The organism is Bacillus tuaregi, from assembly GCF_900104575.1.
Taxonomy (GTDB): Bacteria; Bacillota; Bacilli; order Bacillales; family Cytobacillaceae; genus Bacillus_BD; species Bacillus_BD tuaregi.
Genome location: NZ_LT629731.1, coordinates 315,700 through 332,204, shown reverse-complemented (window position 1 = coordinate 332,204; position 16,505 = coordinate 315,700). Strand labels below are relative to the sequence as shown.

The window sequence follows — 16,505 nt, the reverse complement described above, 5'->3', positions numbered from 1 at the left end:
GTCATCTTTTTCAAAATATCCTTGATGATATTGCGGATTTGTCCCATCGGCTCTCGGTTCAATCAATGCCGTTTGCCTTTGATGAGTTTATTGAGCAGCTGAAAAACGATACCCTTCCGCTCCTATTATCTCGTTATCCGATTCAGTTTGACCGCGTTCATTTATTCCGTCTCCTTTGGAGTGAGCTTTTTAAGAAAAAAGAGTGGCGTGAGGACGTGAAGGCACAGCTTGAGGAAGTGCCAGACAAGACGCTACCGGTGCGGGCTGGGCTTGCCCATATTCATCTCCTGCTCCGCGAGGATGAGAAGGCAATGGCCCAGATTCAGTCCTTGGACGAGGAAATCACACCGTATTTCTTCTATTGGATGGAGCTGCTTGATACGAAGCGGGCCGAGCCATTTGTCGTGGAGTTTGTCGGGCGGATTAAGGAGTATTTGCGCTGGCAGAATGATTATTATGCCTGCCGCTCCTTTATGAGGATGGCTTCTCAGGCCTTAACACCGTTTTGTGCCGAGACCAACCGCCTTGACCTTTACGAGAAGGCGCTCGTACAGATGCTGCCATACAGCTTCCACGACTATGAGGATTTTCTTTTTGAAAAAAAGGAGTACGAAAAGTGGATGGAGCTGCAGACGTATGTCGGGTTCAGCTTTGAGAATCTGTCAAAGGAACGGATTAAGACGTTGTCGGCGGAGGGCGCCATGGTGCTGCTTCCGCTCTATCATCAGGCGATACAGGCGGATATTGAGTTGAAAAACCGTGATGCGTACAAGCAGGCGGTGCGCAAGCTGAAGAAGCTTCGGACGCTTTATAAAAAAATGAAACGCGTTGACGACTGGAACTTATTTTTAGAAAGGCTGCTAGTCCGGACGAAACGGCTGCGTGCGTTCCAGGAAGAGTGTAAAAGGGGAAAGTTGATCGATGCTTAAGTCTAGATATATCAAGATTCATGTAACAGATTTAGATGAGGACCGCTATTTTATTTCGGCAAGTGATGAACAGGAGCGCTTCTATGTGCCGTCTGTCTGGCAGTATCTCTTCTTCAACTACCATCAGGAGACGTTTTTCGGAACGATGGTGGAGACGGCGACCGTGGAGGGTGTCGAGGGCGTTGTGTTGAACGGCTGGGAGCTGGCGACTCTGTTTGCGAGCGAGCAGCTGAATCGCATGGTGGATTGGGATTGGAATGAGACCGCTGAGCTATGTCTTGCCTCCGCCCATACGATTCAGGATGCGATTAGGGAAAAAGAATGGCTGCCTGACTTTGCGGCCTGGGAGCAGGATGAGTTCGCCTGGATGCTCCCTGACAGGGTATGGGATGAGTTTTTGCCTGCCTTTTGGGAGCGGGAGAATGTGCGCAGCTTTATGCGGAAATGGTTTAATCATGCCTTGAACGATTATATGAATCAGAATCAGGAGCTTAAACTTGCGTTTGGCGATAAGCTGAAGGCGTTGCGTGAGGGCTCGATTGCGCCCCGCCAGCTGGCAGCCTTTTTTGATGAGCAAAGCTTTCGCGAGTGGATGGGGATTGTGGAAAATCCCGTGCCGTTTACCCTTGGGCTGAAGCTGGAGGAACCGAGTGATGTTGATAGCTTCTGGACCTTGGAGGTTTTTTTACGTGATAAAAGAAACCCGGATGTAGCGGTCGATGCTGGAAATGAAGCAGGCTTTCCGAAGCGATGGCTGCCGTATCTCGATCGGATTGAAGCGGAGCAGGAGCGCTGGGTGCGGCTGTTTCCTTGGCTGATGGGCGATAAAGGCTTGACGGATAAGCTGACTGAGGAGGAAGCGTGGTTATTTTTAACGGATGCAAGTGAAACGCTGCTGGCGTTAGGTGTCGATATTCTCTTGCCGTCCTGGTGGCAGGCGATGAAGAGTGCGAGCTTAAAGGTGAAGGCGAAGGTAAAGGGGAATACGAGCCACCGGCCTTCGTTTGTCGGCCTGCAGGCGATGCTTGATTATGATTGGCGCTTTTCGATGAACGGCGTGGATTTGTCGGAGGAGGAATTCAGTCAGCTGGTCGAGGAAAAGCGGCGTTTGGTGTATATCCGCGGGCGCTGGATTAAGCTGGACCCGGCGTTTATCCATCAGATTCAGGAGCTGATGAAGAAGGCGGAAAAGGAAGGCCTGCATGTTCGCGATATTATTGAGCAGGAGCTGTTCGCCGAGGAGGGCTTGGATGAGGACGAGCTGGAGAATCCGAAGGCGTTTGCGAGGATTCAGATTGAGCTGAATCGGAATTGGCGCCAGATGGTCAAGGGGCTGCGAGATTTAAAGTCGCTGCCGCTTGAGACGGTGCCGGGGGATTTCCATGGTGAGCTTCGGCCTTATCAGCAGCTGGGGATGAGCTGGCTGTTGTTCCTGCGCAAGTATGGCTTTGGCGGCTGCTTGGCGGATGATATGGGACTTGGAAAAACCGTCCAGCTGATTTCGTATTTGCTGAAGGTGCGGGATGAGGAGCCTGAGGCTGGTCCGGCGCTGATTATTTGTCCGACGTCCGTGCTTGGAAATTGGCAGAAGGAGCTCGAGCGGTTTGCGCCTGAATTGAACGTGCATTTGCATTATGGGCCAGGCCGGCTGAAGGAGGATGAGTTTACGGCCGCGGTTCGTGAGGCCGATGTGGTGCTGACGTCGTATGGGCTGACGCCGTTAGATGCTGCGGAGCTGGAGTCGGTGACGTGGAGTTCGATTTCGATTGATGAGGCGCAGAATATTAAAAATGCCGGGACGAAGCAGTCGCGAGCGGTTAGGAAGCTGAAGGGTCAGCATCATATTGCGCTGACGGGAACGCCGATGGAGAATCGATTGACCGAGCTGTGGTCGATTTTTGATTTTATTAATCATGGTTATCTAGGGTCAGGCGGTCAGTTCCAGAAGCGGTTTGTGCTGCCGATTGAGCGTGATGAGGAGAAGCCGAAGATTCAGCAGCTGCAGACGTTGATTCGGCCGTTCTTACTGCGACGGACGAAGAAGGATGAGGATGTGGCGTTGAATTTGCCGGATAAGCTGGAGCAGAAGGAATATTGCCCGCTGACGGCTGAGCAGGCTTCGTTGTACGAGCAGCTTGTGAAGGATACGCTGGCGGAGATTGATAAGCTGTCGGCGTTTGAGCGGAAGGGCTTGATTCTGCAGATGCTGAGTCGGCTGAAGCAGCTGTGTAACCATCCGGCGTTGTATCTAAAGGAGGCTCAGCCGGCGGGACTATTGGAGCGGTCGGCGAAGCTTGAGAAGCTGCAGGAGCTGGTCGGCTCGGTGGTTGAGCAGGAGGAGAGCTGCTTAATCTTTACGCAGTATATTGAGATGGGGCATATGATTCAAAAGATGATTAAGGCTGAGTTTGGCTATGAGGTGCCGTTCTTGAACGGTAGTGTGCCGAAGCAGCAGCGGGATGGTATGATTGCCCGCTTCCAGGAGCGTGAGTTTCCGATCTTCCTGCTGTCGTTGAAAGCCGGTGGGACGGGCTTGAATTTAACGGCCGCCAATCACGTGATACACTATGACCGTTGGTGGAATCCGGCGGTTGAGAACCAGGCCACTGACCGGGCTTACCGGATCGGGCAAAAGCGGTTTGTTCACGTACATAAGCTGATTTGTACCGGGACGCTGGAGGAGAAAATTGATTTAATGCTTGATAAGAAGCAGGCATTGAATGATGAAGTGATTCAAAGTGACAGCTGGATTACCGAGCTGTCGACAGATGAATTGAAGGATTTGGTGAATTTGCGTTAGCGCGGTGAAGGGCTGGGGGACTGTCCCCCGGCGGTTTAACGCACGAAAGCGAATTGCGCTGGAGATGATGTTTTAGCGTATTAACGTGCCGGGGGACTGTCCCCCATCTCGTTAGTGCATTAAAGTAGTACATTCGTATACTAATATATTTATATATTCAAATGTGATTTTGCTCACTTAAATTATTTCACTGAAAGTGTTATGATTTTTATCAGTTAAGCCCTTACATACCGTTTTTTTCAATATATGCTAGAGTCCCGGGGCTTCATTTTTATAACAGGTTTGAGGATAGCCTTTTTAATGTTGTCTGGTTTTTTATATCAAATCGTTCCGGTCTATTTTAATAGAATATTTGAATGGGCTTTTTTTACAACAGGTTATACCAGCTTAATATATTCGACAAAAAAATGAAAAGGATCTGGGGAAAAATGATTGGTTTATTTATTATCTTATTCTTGGTTTTGCTGTTGCCTTTTTCAATTAAAAAGGTGGAGCACAATTTAGAAGCCTTCCTGTTTGTAATGGGGATTGCCGCTGCAACGGTCAGCGGAATGATGAATTTTCATCTGATTGAGAAGGCGCTTATTGACCCAATTAATATTACACTAGCTGTCTTAATTGCCGGCTTAATAACCAAATGGGCGCAAAAGCCGCTAGAAACAGCGATTTTGGCAACTAGTAAGGCACTGACACCGCGGATTTTCCTTGCCCTTATGGTAATTATTTTAGGACTAGCTGCCAGTATTATTACCGCGATTATCGCTGCGATTATACTCGTTATTATTGTGAATGTACTGCCGCTTGAACGCAAATCTGAGGTTCATTTTACCATCCTAGCTTGTTTTTCCATTGGAATGGGCGCTGCTCTGACTCCAATTGGAGAGCCGCTTTCAACCATTGTGGTCAGCAAGCTAAGCGAGGACTTTAGCTACTTATTCTCCTTAATCGGAGCCGAGGTTATTCCGGCCGTCATCGTGCTTGGCGTTATTTCGATGTTTTTTGTTAAAACAAAGGAAAGCTCCGATACATTAGGGACTGATCAGCCGGCTGAATCCTATAAGGAAATTATCATCCGTGCAGCTAAAATCTATCTATTCGTCATGGGTTTAACCTTCTTAGGTCACGGTTTCGAGCCATTAATTGAAAAATATATCCTAGGCTTAGCCCCTGAATTATTGTATTGGATTAATATGCTTTCGGCTGTGCTGGATAACGCAACCCTTGCCGCTGCTGAAATCAGCCCGGCGATGGACACTGAAACCATCCGCGCCATCCTGCTTGGATTATTGATTGCCGGTGGAATGCTGATTCCGGGTAACATCCCGAACATTATCGCAGCTGGTAAATTAAACATCACAAGTAAAGAATGGGCAGTATTTGGACTACCAGTCGGTCTATTCATCATGGCCATCTACTTTGTTATCCTGTTTATATTCTAAAAAACTCACATACCAAAAACCAACAGCAGCTGATTCCCGTTAATAAGGAGTCAGCTGCTTTGTCACATTAAAGCGCCGGGGGACTGTCCCCCGGCGCTTTAATGTGACAAAGCACGATGTTTTACCAGCTTTTCTTTTGTATAAGTTCCTTCACTTTCTTAAACAATAGTAGTGGATTTATGTGTTGGTTGTTCTTCCTATTTTGAACGAAATGAAGGGGTATTATGATGAGGAAGAGTTCTGCTTTTGTTTGTATTTTAATGGTCCAGTTATTACTTTTGCATGCGCCTGCTCCGGTAGATGCCGTGAAGCAGGATTTTAGCCATCTTTATGAAGTGCGCGCCGGCGATAGTCTGCCTGTGATCGCGGATAAGTATGGGACGACGGTTGAGGAGCTGAAGGCGACGAATGGGCTGATTTCTGATTCGTTACGTATTGGCCAGAGACTGTTTGTGCCAATGATGTATGAAGTGATGACCGGTGACACGCTTGATAAGATCGCCAATACCTATAACTCAACCGTGGAGCTGATTCAAGCCACGAACGGACTTTCTTCTTCGGAGCTGGAAATTGGCCAAATATTAAAGATTCCTCCGAAAAGATTGACGATGCAGGGCCAGTATATCGTGATGACGCGTGAGGAATTCCAGGACTGGCTGTTTCATCAGGTTTTTACTCGGAAAATCAGTCTGATTCAGCAGCATCACACCTGGCTGCCATCCTACAAGCATTTTTACGGCAATAATCATTTTTCCATGCTGAAGGGAATGGAGACCTTTCATATGAGGAAGATGGGCTGGTCGAATATTGCACAGAACATCACCACCTTTCCAGATGGAAAAATCGCGGTTTGCCGCCCTTTTGACGTCGCACCGGATGGGACAATTGGTCCAACGGCCAACTCAGTTGGAATCGCCATCGAGCATATCGGTAACTTTGACCTCGGCCATGACGTCATGACCGCCGAGCAGAAGGAAACGATCGTCTATATTACCGCCCTCCTCTGCATGAAATTCGGGCTCGCCCCCTCCATCGACAGCATCACCTATCATCATTGGTGGAGCTTGAAGACGAAACAAAGAGTGCTTGATAACGGACCTGAATATGATGTAAAAACCTGTCCAGGCACCGCGTTTTTCGGCGGCAACACGACCCAAAGCGCCACCAATTACTTCTATCCGCTCGTCGTACAGAAAATGCAGGAAATTCGCGCGAGCATGAAGCAGCGCTACTGAGGGTGGGGCACGAAGTGTCGAGGGAGGCGCGGTGGTCACCTGCGGAAAGCATAGTGCCTTATTTTCCTCCTTGCGCTTTGCCTTTGAAACCACTCCCTCCTCCTGTCAAAACACAAATAACCGCCGGCATTATACTCCGGCGGATGGAAGGATGGAGGAAGCAAAGCGGGGAGGTAATTGTTTTTTTCTAAAAAAAGAACCTTGCGGGGCTTACCTGAATTTATGATTCAATAGACATTTCAAAGTCTGCCGTATTTTTACAATATAATAAAGACTTGAAAAGTCGTTGATCATCTTGCTTCAAGACGTACTCCATTTGATTCATCCGGCTGTTGAGGGTGTCGACCTTTTCAATCAGCTTGGCTTGCATTCGTATCATATGCTCGAGCAGGAGTTCAAAATTTTGTTCCGTCATGGGACACCCCTATAATTTTATTGTGGATTTATAAAACTTGGTCTATTATGCATACCAATCTCAATATCATTATTTTATTAATAAATATTCACCTATTATGTTTGACTACTTTTTACCATTTCCCTTATCCCCTGTTAATGGGAACCGGCAGGCACAGGTATTTCTTTTTCTAGATGGTGAACCGACTCCTCTGACCGCTTTGTCCCGATAAACCGCACCGTGTCGGCGATGACCTCGGTGATATATACCCTACGCCCCTCCTGATTATCATAGCTACGTGTTTGAATCCGTCCCGTAATGCCGATGAGTGAACCTTTGCGGCAATAATGGACCGTGTTCTCGGCCGTCTTTTTCCAAATCGTACATTGGACAAAATCAGCCCCCTGCTCCCCCTGCTGATTCCGAAATTGCCGGTTAAGGGCCAGCGTGACATTCGTGACCGCAATGCCATCGGGTGTAATCCGCAGCTCAGGGTCCTTCGTAAGCCTGCCTACAAGTGTGACCTGATTGATCATAAGTTCCTCTCCTCACATAAGTTGATGGTCTCATCATACCTTAGCTGGATTATTTTCGTAAAACTATGGAAATTGAATTTTCAAGGAGGAATGCGGTCGAAAATTGATGTTTGCCGGTTCTATTGAGTTGGATATGGTGTTCAGAGCCTTGATTTATGAATTTTCCCCTCTACAGCTGAAAAATTTTCGAAAGGGTTTACAACCGAGATTGTGTTATAATTTTTACAAAATAGTCATAATGGGGGTTGATGGATGAAGACGTTTAAGCTCATCTCGCTGCAGGTCGCGGAGAAATCCGGGCTGATTGATATTAGGCTTGAGGACGGTCTCGCGATTAACAAGGAGGATTCCGACCGCACCTGGTTATTGGAGGCCTATGTTGCCGCCACGTACGAGCCCTATTTTCAAGCGCTGCTCGATGCGGGGCATGAAATCTCGCTGCAGGTTGTTATTTCTCGTGCCGAGAACGACCCGGCTTATTTCCAGGCGAAATCGCTGTTGATGAAAAAGCTTGCCGATGGACATTTGAGTCTCTTATTCAAAGGAAAAATTAATCAGGCGAACACCTACCCCGAGCTGCTGCTGGCGGCTTTAATTGAAAACGGCCTGTCCGGACAGGAGCTGCTGCGTGAGTTTAAAGAAAAAATGCTAACAAAACCAAAGCTTTCACCGAAAAAATAGAGAGGCCAATTTGGTTTCTTTTTTTTTGCCTAAATTCTAGTGTTGATGCTTCGATTGCCTTGGGGGGATGCGTACGGTAGGTGGATCTGGCTGAACAGGTGATTTTTACTGAAAATGAGTAAGCCTGGATACCCCTTGGCAAATTATTATGAAGAGATTTTTTTTATAAAAACAAGACCTCCTATCGAAAATTGCACGGATTTTCTCCTGCAGATGGGAAAAGCTAAGCAAGGAATCTATCAGGAAGGGGTATGATGATGAAAAAGAAGTGGTATTTCATGCTGGCCAGTGTGCTGCTGGCTGGAATGTTGGGTGGCTGTCAGGATAACGAGGACCCCGAACCGCCGCCAGAGGACCCACAGGAAGAAGAGCCATCTGTCGAGGATCCGCTTGAGAAGGCTAGGGACCTCGAGGAAGAGGACGGCAAACGCGACAGCTTTGAACAGGAAATGGAAGAAGAGCTGGAGGACGAGAATGATAACTGATTGTGATGGAGTTGAGGCTTGATGATGGGAGTTTGGTCCAAGCGTAGCTGTGCCGGTATTAAGGTGGTCAGTACCAATTGACTGGCTGCCTTATAGTGTGTGGTTTAAGGGGAATGGCTTAAGCTGTTGAGTTTGTGTAAGATCGTGTGAATTTTGATAATCATACTTTGTGCAGTTCTTTTTGAAATGGCTTTTTTTAAAAGCTGTGTTAAAGCACAATGTTGATTTTCAAGCAGGTTGATTGTAGTGGAAGGCACGCAGACTCCTGCAGGAGAAGCGAAACAGACGAGACCCCGCAGACACGAAGTGTCGAGGAGGCTCGGCGGTCGCCTGCGGAAAGCGAAGTGCCTTGAACGAAAATCAACACTCATGTTTAACAGAGCCTTTTTAAAAAAACGATTAGACATATTTCGGTCGCACTTAACAAAATAGCTACGTCCTCCTGATACATGGAAGAAGAAATTATTGCCCACATAAATGAAAAACATAAAAAGGATAGACAAAATGACTTTGATTTATCTATCCTTTTTATTTTTCAATCAATGCTGACTATCTGTCTTTATTGTTATCGTCTCTCATATCATTTGCGTCCTCAATCACATCTTCTTGGCGCGTATTGTTATCAGTCGCCGGATCAAGATCATTGTCAGTATTGATATCATTATTATTATCATCACCTAATCCGTTATTGTCGTTCAGTATGCCATCATCATTGTTGCCGTTGTTTCGGTTTTTGTCATTATTATCATCCATTAATCCATCGTCATCGTTGTTGCCATTGTTATTGTTTCCATTGAGGCCGTTATCTCCGTTATTTTCCTCAATGTTTACATCATCCTCTGGAGGCGGGTCCGTGTCATCATCTGCACAACCTCCTAAAAGCATTACGGACAGGACTGAACCACCAATTAACGTTAATAGCTTCTTATTCATTTCTTACTCCCCTTTCAACTATTGTTTCATATTAGACCCTGTCTTGGTCTTTTTTAGGTTACCCAACCGCCCCTCATTCTTGCATCGTAACAGTCGACCATAATATGTAAAAACAGGGTTAGAAAAGAGCAAGATTGTAGTTTAGCGCTCTAAAGCGATGGGGGACAGTCCCTCAATGCTTTAAAGCATTGAGGGACTGTCCCCCATCTCATTACCGTAGTAAAGTGCTTATCCAATTTTAATTGGTTTTCTTAGTTTTCCTTTGCATCGCCTAGCGCGAACATGATTTCCGTTTCACAGGCCACTTCGCCGTCAACCGTCGCAATCGCTTTTCCTTTCCCAAAGGAGCCGCGCAGACGTGTCATTTCCACTTCTAATCTCAGCTGATCGCCTGGGCGGACTTGACGCTTGAAGCGGCAGTTATCAATCCCAGCAAAGAAAGCAAGTCGACCACGGTTTTCTTCCTTCATCAGCATAGCAACCGCACCAACCTGGGCCAATGCTTCCACAATTAACACACCTGGCATAACTGGGAATTCTGGAAAGTGCCCATTAAAAAACTCTTCATTTGCACTCACATTTTTGATTCCAACCGCTCTTTTTCCTTCTTCCACTTCCACAATGCGGTCCACTAACAAAAATGGATAACGATGTGGAATAATCTCTTTAATCTGATCTATATCTAACATAGTATGTATCCCTCCTATTTTAGGAATAATTTTACATAAATTCATAAACGAATACAATGGAAAAGTCCTATTCTCACTTTAGCCGAATGGGGGACAGTCCCCCGTTGGTTTAACGCTTTACCTCAGTGGGGGACTGTCCCCCAACGGTTTAACGCTTTACCTTAACGGGGGACTGTCCCCCAGCGCTTTAACGCAATCCATTATTTCTTTTCGACGAGGTCGATGATGTAGGTCCAGGTGGATGGTTTAAAGATGTCGAATGCCTTTCCGTCACCTATCATACCGTAGCCAACCATTGCACCGATTGCTGTGCTGAGGAAAATCAGCAGCAGCACGATGATTACGCGGAGCCAAATCGGTATGAGGCGCACGCGGATCCTTTTGCTTTTCTTTTCAGATTGCTCTTTTTCTTTATTTTGTTTTTTCTCAGCCTTGATGGCCTCCCGGCTACTTTCGTTTACAGCCATGTTTGTTTCCCCTTTAACGAATTCCATTTATTAGCCCCATCATTTGATCAGCCATATTGATCGACCGCGCTTGGAATTGATACGAGCGCTGTGCGGTCATCAGATCTGTCATTTCTTTTGATAAATCCACATTAGAAAGCTCAAGCGCACCGGAACGAATCGCTATCTGACCCCGCAAATTTCCATCAAGGTCAGTGAAAATACCCTCCGCTTCCGCTCCAGCCGGAAGCCCGAGCAGATTGCTTCCTTTTTTCTCTAGAAATTGTGGTTGATTAACGAGTGATACGCCCAAATTTATACTTTGCTCGCTTCCGTCCGCCAGACTCACCGTCAACGTCCCGGTTTCATTAATCGTATATTCCTCTGCCTTTCCAGCGATAATCACGGGATTATTATCCTCATCCAAAACGGGATGGCCGCTGGTTGTCACGAGCATCGTTTCGCTATCCGACAACGGCGATAAATAAAAAGCTCCATCTCTTGTATACTGTGTTTCATAGCCATCAGCGGTTTGCACCTGAATCCGATAGTACAGGCCTTCCTTTGTAAAAGCTGTATCAAGCGGGCGGTCTGTTGCTTTTATAGCCCCCTGTGCCATAATCATTTGGATCTGACCAAGCCTTGCACCAGACCCTTGGCGAATGCCATCCGGCGTTAACCGGGCCGCTTCTGTATCTTCAGACGCATTGTTAAACTGCTGGACAAGCAAATCGGTAAACGTCGCTTCCCTTCGCTTAAAGCCGGTTGTCTCAACATTTGATATATTGTTACTAATCACGTCCATTTGCTTTTGCAGCTGTCCCAACGTATTCGTCGCTGTAATCATCGTTCTGTTCATTGCTGACCCCCCGCTTTGGAATGGCTTTTTTTACAAAAAACCATTAGCCGATTCTCCCGACTTCATTGACTGTTTTTTGCAGACTCGTATCATAGGCCTGCAAAATCTTTTGGTTCGCCTCAAACGCTCGGTATGCCGTCATCATTTCCGTCATGGTCTGAGCAGAATCCACATTCGACTGCTCAAGGAACCCCTGCTGCATTTTAAACGTGACATTTGCCGTCGTATAAGCGTCAGCCAGCTCGCCGTCTGCCCGGAACAAGCCGTCGCCTTCCTTTACCATCGCTAACGGATTGTCGCTGTAGCCGATTCCCAGCCGGGCCGTTTCACCGTTCGCACCGGTAATGTAGCCATCCTCACTTATTTGGAATTGGTCGCTGGTGAGTTGAATCTGATTTCCCTCTTGATCAAGCACATACATCCCGCTTCCAGTCGTCAGATAACCCTCACTGTCCAGCGTAAAATTACCATTCCGTGTGTAGCGGGTTTCCCCGTTCGCATTCATAACGGTAAAAAAGACCGAGCCTGTCCGCCCAGTATCCGGATTGATCGGTAGATTGATATCCAATAGAGCAACATCCGTACTCAATGTCGTTTCCTTTAAAGAGCCCTGCTGAAACAGCGGCATTGCCTCCTGCAAATATACGCCTGTATTCAACGTGCCAATTGAGTTATAGGTTGTTCTCCCATTTTGTGAAGGAAACGGCTGCCCCTCTATTTGTTTAAGCAGCATTTCAGGAAAAGCCCTCAGCGACGTTTGGTCCGCCTTAAAACCAGGCGTATTCACATTGGCCATATTATTCGCCAGCATTTCTGTCTTCCGCTGCTGCGCCAGCATTCCCGACGCCGCCGTATAAAAGCCTCTTAACATGCCCAGCACCTTCCTTCCACCTTGCATTGATGTTTCGTATCTATGATGAATTTCGTGAAACTCGAAAAATGTCGCACACTCATACCTATTCACTATTATAAGAAAAAATCCAGAAATAATCAGCACGTTTTTCAGAGAAACTAGGTACATTCTCCGAAAATCAGACAAAAAATCGAAAAATTATGGCAAACACTGGCCCCCAACCCACAATTTACCCCTCTAAAGCAGTGGGGGACAGTCCCCCACTGCTTTAACGCATCACCTCATTGGGGGTCTGTCCCCCAGCGCTTTAAGGCATCACCTCATCGGGGGTCTGTCCCCCAGCGCTTTAACGCATCACCTCATCGGGGGTCTGTCCCCCAGCGCTTTAACGCATCACCTCATTGGGGGCCTGTCCCCCAGCGCTTTAACGCATCACCTCATCGGGGTCTGTCCCCCAGCGCTTTAATGTGAAAAAGCCTGTTGGAGAGTTTTCTCTTCGCAACAGGCTTATTTTATAGGTTATCCGATTTTTCTTCTTGGTAGTTTGTCGATGTTGTCGAGCATGATACCTGTTCCAATAGCTACGCAGTCCATTGGATTTTCTGCAACCAATACCGGTACCTTTAGCTCCTCTGCTAACAGCATGTCGATGCCGTGCAGCAGAGCACCTCCACCGGTTAGGATGACCCCACGGTCAATGATATCCGCTGACAGCTCAGGCGGTGTGCGCTCCAGTACAGATTTAGCAGCTTGTACAATCACCGTAACAGATTCACGCAAGGCCCTTTCGATTTCATCCGATTTTACCGTAATCGTACGCGGTAATCCGGATACCATATCACGGCCTCTGATTTCCATTTCCTCATTTCTTGAATCAGGGAAAACCGTTCCGATTGTAATTTTAATATTTTCAGCCGTTCTTTCACCGATCAACAGCTTATATTGTCTCTTAATGTAATGGAGAATTTCAGAATCAAAGTTATCTCCCGCCATTTTTATTGAAGAGGACGTCACGATATCGCCCATGGAAAGCACCGCAATATCCGTCGTTCCACCGCCGATGTCCACGACCATATTTCCGCTTGGCTGGAATATATCCATGCCCGCGCCAATCGCAGCTACCTTCGGCTCTTCCTCTAAATAAATTTTCTTTCCACCGCTTTTTTCCGCTGCTTCTTTAATAGCTTTCTGCTCCACGCTCGTAATGTTCGTCGGGCAGCAAATCAGAATGCGCGGCTTGGAAAGAAATCCTTTGACATTCAGCTTATTAATAAAATGCTTAAGCATTGCCTCAGTGACATCAAAATCCGCAATAACTCCGTCCTTTAACGGCCGAATGGCCACAATATTCCCCGGTGTACGTCCTACCATGCGGCGTGCTTCTTCCCCAACGGCCAATACTCGGTTTGTATTTTTATCTATCGCCACAACTGAAGGTTCATTCAATACGATCCCACGGCCTTTAACATGAATCAATACGTTTGCCGTCCCTAAGTCAATTCCAATATCCCTTGCGAACATTTTCAGCTTTCCTCCTTGTACAATGGCCGGATGCTTCTCTTTATTATCGTCACATGCATGACTTTCGATTCAATGCGATTTACTCCCTATGCACCTACAACGATTCTTGAGCACCGGTGTTCCGATTTTTTGGACTCCTGATGCTATCTGACGGCTCCAATTGTTTCATTTTTCAAAAAAAGAAACAATAAGGCCTGACAAATTCTCTGCTTTAATCTCAACCATGTCCTTATCCTAATTGCTGATTATACCATAATTTTCTTGACAAGTAACAGTTTGATTAAAAAACTTGTAGTTTTTTGTGCGTTTTTGTCAAAATTAATTCATATTTTCTCTCTATATGTTTCATTATTCCTATTTATGTAATATCCTATGAATTTCTATCAAGGAAACCTAGAAATGCTACCCTTTACTTTTGAAAAGGCTGTGTTAAAGTACATTGTTGATTTTTAGCAGGTTGATTGTAGTGGAAGGCACGAAGACTCCCGCGGGAGAAGCGAGGCAGTCGAGACCCCACAGACACGTAGTGCCCGAGTCGGCTCGGCGGTCGCCCGCAGGAAAGCGAAGTGCCTGGAACGAAAATCAACACTCATGTTTAACAAAGCCTTTGAAAAAAATATCCTATGGGATTGAGAGATTATTTGCGAAGGATTGCTTTCGGAGACACGCGGCAGGTTATTTTCACTAAAAAAAGGCAAATACGAGGTTTTAAAAAAAATACAATGTGTGTTTGCAGCCTGTTTGATGAATTTCTACCAGAGGGGAGCCTCCAAAACGGCAACAGATTCCCCTCGTGCTGTCCTTCACCACACCCAACACGTCCTTACGGGCACCAGAGAAAGCCACTTACTTCTTCTTCACGCCACAACCTCAATATGTAAAAAACCCCCAAACCAGATGGGAGTCAAAACCTTACATCCCATTATTATCAATAGAAAAACCGGTTTATTGCACCGGTTCTTCCTCGAATTCCTCTTTTTTGTATTTGAGTTTGGTAGCTTCGCCCCCGCGCAAGTGGCGTATGGATTTATGATAATCTAAGATTTCTTTTACTTCGTTGGCTAAATCGGGATTGATTTCAGGAAGTCTTTCCGTCAGGTCTTTATGGACTGTACTTTTGGACACGCCAAACTCCTTCGCAATCACGCGAACTGTTTTTCTCGTCTCCACGATATACTTTCCAATCTTGATAGTTCTCTCTTTGATGTAATCGTGCACACACTCGCCCTCCCCAATTTGGATGTGAGAAGTGTGAAATGAGACTCGCTTCTTTTCATGAATGATTGGATTCCCGCATGATTTCCCCATGTTCTTCATGCGGCCCGAAAGCAATGCTTTCTGAACTTACAATGGCTAATCAGGTCCAGAGCTATAACTAGATTCATCTCAAACGACTCCTCACCTCATACACTCTCTTTGTAAGGTTTGTAACAGTTTATTAGCATGGAGGCAGGAATATGCACAATTTCAGCAATCTAAGCAAAAATTAGGGAATTTTTTTACGATATGGGTTTATATTACAAATGTATGACAGAATGGACTGATCATATCATAGGTAACGCTTACATTTTTTTGTCTTCACTGTTTTGAAAAAGTAAAAAAGGTGTTGGGAACATAATATTGTTCCCGACACCTTTTTTCATTTATGCAATTATTATGCATCTTTATTTTCTTTATTTTGCTTTTCGTCAGCGTCTTTTTCATCTGCTGGCTTTTCAGAATCTGTTGATTCCTTTTTTTCATCTGTAGATTTATCTGAATCAGACGGCTTTTCAGCAGGCTCTTGACCTTCTGTTGCATCAGAGCTGTCTTTATCAGCTGCTGGCTCTTTCTTAGTCTCTTCCTGGCCTTCTTCGTTCATTAGCTCTTCTTCTTCGCTAACGCCCTGGTCACCAGTTGTTTCTTTTTCATCAGAAGCTGGCTCTTCAACGACTGCTTCCTCTTGTAATGCACTAACCGGTTTATTTAGATATTTCTCAGGATTTACAGGTACACCATTCTTACGGATTTCAAAATGTACATGTGTGCCTGCTTCTTCGTTGAACAAGCTTTTTCCAGCTGTCGCAAGAGCTTGTCCCTGCTCAATTTCGTCTCCAACTTCAACCTTCATCTCTTTAATAGATGAATATTGTGTCACGATATCGTCATCGTGCTGGATTTCGATCACGTTGCCTAGAAGCGCATCCTCTTCGACTCTCGTAACCGTTCCGCTCAAAGCAGCGATTACATCAAACGCTTCGCCGTCTTTTACCGTAATATCAATCCCTGTGTTTGGATGATATTGATTTTGGTAAACCACAAGAGCGGCTTCCTGCTCTTCAGCCTTTGCGTTGTCCTCGTAGAATTTCTTCTGGATGACCGCACTGCTGCGTTCCTTCGCATTCATTGGAAGCACCACGTTTTCCATCGCACGGGTAACTTCAATCGCCTCGTCCTTACCGATTTGACCAGGATTATTTGTCCCGTTCATACTAAACTTATCTGAATCAATTGCATTGTCCGTGCTGCTGTTTTGATACCATAAAACACCGGTTAGAATAAGGGCTGCACTCGCAATATAAACAGCTGGAAATACCCAACGCTTTTTGAAATAGCGTTTAAAACCTCGAGAAGTATTTTTTTCTTCCTCTCTCATTTATCATCACCTCAGCAATCATTCTGAACAAATTGCGAGGTTTATATACCTTCCTAGAAAAAAATTTTTA

The 16,505-nt window shown here is 45.9% G+C and carries 16 protein-coding genes (1 of these 16 running past the window's edge); 6 read left to right on the top strand and 10 right to left on the bottom strand.

Features of this window, described 5'->3' with window-relative positions:
• The 4 genes from BQ5321_RS03965 to BQ5321_RS03950 form a co-directional block, all read left to right on the top strand.
• Positions 1–929 carry the 3' portion of an SWIM zinc finger family protein gene (locus BQ5321_RS03965; RefSeq protein ID WP_234978351.1) on the top strand. 676 nt of this gene lie to the left of the window's left edge, so the window shows 929 of its 1,605 coding nt (coding positions 677–1,605); the start codon falls outside the window, past its left edge; its stop codon occupies positions 927–929.
• Entirely contained in the window at positions 922–3,729 is a 2,808-nt protein-coding gene (locus BQ5321_RS03960; RefSeq protein WP_071393324.1) for a DEAD/DEAH box helicase, read from the top strand. The genes BQ5321_RS03965 and BQ5321_RS03960 overlap by 8 nt, the downstream gene beginning before the upstream one ends.
• Before the next feature lie 428 nt (positions 3,730–4,157).
• Positions 4,158–5,168 (top strand): DUF1646 family protein, encoded by a 1,011-nt coding sequence (locus tag BQ5321_RS03955; RefSeq protein ID WP_071393323.1) that lies wholly within the window; start codon positions 4,158–4,160, stop codon positions 5,166–5,168.
• A gap of 224 nt (positions 5,169–5,392) precedes the next feature.
• Complete coding sequence (locus BQ5321_RS03950) at positions 5,393–6,403, top strand: LysM peptidoglycan-binding domain-containing protein (RefSeq protein ID WP_234978350.1); 1,011 nt, start codon at positions 5,393–5,395, stop codon at positions 6,401–6,403.
• 220 nt (positions 6,404–6,623) lie between these two features.
• Here the strand turns inward: BQ5321_RS03950 and BQ5321_RS03940 are convergent, their stop codons facing one another.
• Both BQ5321_RS03940 and ssb read right to left on the bottom strand, forming a co-directional pair.
• Entirely contained in the window at positions 6,624–6,818 is a 195-nt protein-coding gene (locus BQ5321_RS03940) for a hypothetical protein (protein WP_071393321.1), read from the bottom strand.
• A 134-nt stretch (positions 6,819–6,952) separates the two neighbouring features.
• Positions 6,953–7,333 (bottom strand): single-stranded DNA-binding protein, encoded by a 381-nt coding sequence (gene ssb, locus BQ5321_RS03935; RefSeq protein WP_071393320.1) that lies wholly within the window; start codon positions 7,331–7,333, stop codon positions 6,953–6,955.
• A 252-nt stretch (positions 7,334–7,585) separates the two neighbouring features.
• On the opposite strand from ssb, the gene BQ5321_RS03930 reads away from it, so the two are divergent.
• Positions 7,586–8,014: a YwpF family protein gene (locus BQ5321_RS03930; RefSeq protein ID WP_071393319.1), complete on the top strand. Its 429-nt coding sequence runs from the start codon at positions 7,586–7,588 to the stop codon at positions 8,012–8,014.
• A gap of 278 nt (positions 8,015–8,292) precedes the next feature.
• The gene (locus BQ5321_RS03925; protein WP_139187758.1) at positions 8,293–8,499 is read left to right on the top strand and encodes a hypothetical protein; all 207 of its coding nucleotides are present in this window, start codon (positions 8,293–8,295) and stop codon (positions 8,497–8,499) included.
• Positions 8,500–9,048: 549 nt separating this feature from the next.
• On the opposite strand, the gene BQ5321_RS03920 is transcribed toward BQ5321_RS03925, so the two are convergent.
• From BQ5321_RS03920 to BQ5321_RS03885, 8 genes are all read right to left on the bottom strand, one after another.
• Positions 9,049–9,432 (bottom strand): hypothetical protein, encoded by a 384-nt coding sequence (locus tag BQ5321_RS03920; protein ID WP_071393317.1) that lies wholly within the window; start codon positions 9,430–9,432, stop codon positions 9,049–9,051.
• Positions 9,433–9,683: 251 nt separating this feature from the next.
• Positions 9,684–10,121: a 3-hydroxyacyl-ACP dehydratase FabZ gene (gene fabZ / locus BQ5321_RS03915; protein WP_071393316.1), complete on the bottom strand. Its 438-nt coding sequence runs from the start codon at positions 10,119–10,121 to the stop codon at positions 9,684–9,686.
• 200 nt (positions 10,122–10,321) lie between these two features.
• Positions 10,322–10,588 carry a DNA-directed RNA polymerase subunit beta gene (locus BQ5321_RS03910; protein WP_071396765.1) on the bottom strand — a complete coding sequence of 89 codons (267 nt, stop codon included), beginning with the start codon at positions 10,586–10,588 and terminating at the stop codon, positions 10,322–10,324.
• A 13-nt stretch (positions 10,589–10,601) separates the two neighbouring features.
• Positions 10,602–11,426, bottom strand: coding sequence for a flagellar hook-basal body protein (locus BQ5321_RS03905; protein WP_071393315.1), 825 nt, complete (start codon positions 11,424–11,426; stop codon positions 10,602–10,604).
• A gap of 43 nt (positions 11,427–11,469) precedes the next feature.
• Positions 11,470–12,297 carry a flagellar hook-basal body protein gene (locus BQ5321_RS03900; RefSeq protein WP_071396764.1) on the bottom strand — a complete coding sequence of 276 codons (828 nt, stop codon included), beginning with the start codon at positions 12,295–12,297 and terminating at the stop codon, positions 11,470–11,472.
• Between the two features lie 501 nt (positions 12,298–12,798).
• Complete coding sequence (gene mreB, locus BQ5321_RS03895) at positions 12,799–13,800, bottom strand: rod shape-determining protein (RefSeq protein WP_071393314.1); 1,002 nt, start codon at positions 13,798–13,800, stop codon at positions 12,799–12,801.
• Between the two features lie 945 nt (positions 13,801–14,745).
• The gene (gene spoIIID / locus BQ5321_RS03890; RefSeq protein ID WP_071393313.1) at positions 14,746–15,018 is read right to left on the bottom strand and encodes a sporulation transcriptional regulator SpoIIID; all 273 of its coding nucleotides are present in this window, start codon (positions 15,016–15,018) and stop codon (positions 14,746–14,748) included.
• A 436-nt stretch (positions 15,019–15,454) separates the two neighbouring features.
• Positions 15,455–16,435: a stage II sporulation protein SpoIIQ gene (locus tag BQ5321_RS03885; RefSeq protein ID WP_071393312.1), complete on the bottom strand. Its 981-nt coding sequence runs from the start codon at positions 16,433–16,435 to the stop codon at positions 15,455–15,457.
• Positions 16,436–16,505: the final 70 nt, after the last annotated feature.

What these genes read in the sequence shown, in the direction of transcription:
- BQ5321_RS03960 (WP_071393324.1), top strand. Translation starts at nt 922, where the DNA reads ATGCTTAAGTCTAGATATATCAAGATTCATGTAACAGATTTAGATGAG.
- BQ5321_RS03955 (WP_071393323.1), top strand. Translation starts at nt 4,158, where the DNA reads ATGATTGGTTTATTTATTATCTTATTCTTGGTTTTGCTGTTGCCTTTT.
- BQ5321_RS03950 (WP_234978350.1), top strand. Translation starts at nt 5,393, where the DNA reads ATGATGAGGAAGAGTTCTGCTTTTGTTTGTATTTTAATGGTCCAGTTA.
- BQ5321_RS03940 (WP_071393321.1), bottom strand. Translation starts at nt 6,818, where the DNA reads ATGACGGAACAAAATTTTGAACTCCTGCTCGAGCATATGATACGAATG.
- ssb (WP_071393320.1), bottom strand. Translation starts at nt 7,333, where the DNA reads ATGATCAATCAGGTCACACTTGTAGGCAGGCTTACGAAGGACCCTGAG.
- BQ5321_RS03930 (WP_071393319.1), top strand. Translation starts at nt 7,586, where the DNA reads ATGAAGACGTTTAAGCTCATCTCGCTGCAGGTCGCGGAGAAATCCGGG.
- BQ5321_RS03925 (WP_139187758.1), top strand. Translation starts at nt 8,293, where the DNA reads ATGCTGGCCAGTGTGCTGCTGGCTGGAATGTTGGGTGGCTGTCAGGAT.
- BQ5321_RS03920 (WP_071393317.1), bottom strand. Translation starts at nt 9,432, where the DNA reads ATGAATAAGAAGCTATTAACGTTAATTGGTGGTTCAGTCCTGTCCGTA.
- fabZ (WP_071393316.1), bottom strand. Translation starts at nt 10,121, where the DNA reads ATGTTAGATATAGATCAGATTAAAGAGATTATTCCACATCGTTATCCA.
- BQ5321_RS03910 (WP_071396765.1), bottom strand. Translation starts at nt 10,588, where the DNA reads ATGGCTGTAAACGAAAGTAGCCGGGAGGCCATCAAGGCTGAGAAAAAA.
- BQ5321_RS03905 (WP_071393315.1), bottom strand. Translation starts at nt 11,426, where the DNA reads ATGAACAGAACGATGATTACAGCGACGAATACGTTGGGACAGCTGCAA.
- BQ5321_RS03900 (WP_071396764.1), bottom strand. Translation starts at nt 12,297, where the DNA reads ATGTTAAGAGGCTTTTATACGGCGGCGTCGGGAATGCTGGCGCAGCAG.
- mreB (WP_071393314.1), bottom strand. Translation starts at nt 13,800, where the DNA reads ATGTTCGCAAGGGATATTGGAATTGACTTAGGGACGGCAAACGTATTG.
- BQ5321_RS03885 (WP_071393312.1), bottom strand. Translation starts at nt 16,435, where the DNA reads ATGAGAGAGGAAGAAAAAAATACTTCTCGAGGTTTTAAACGCTATTTC.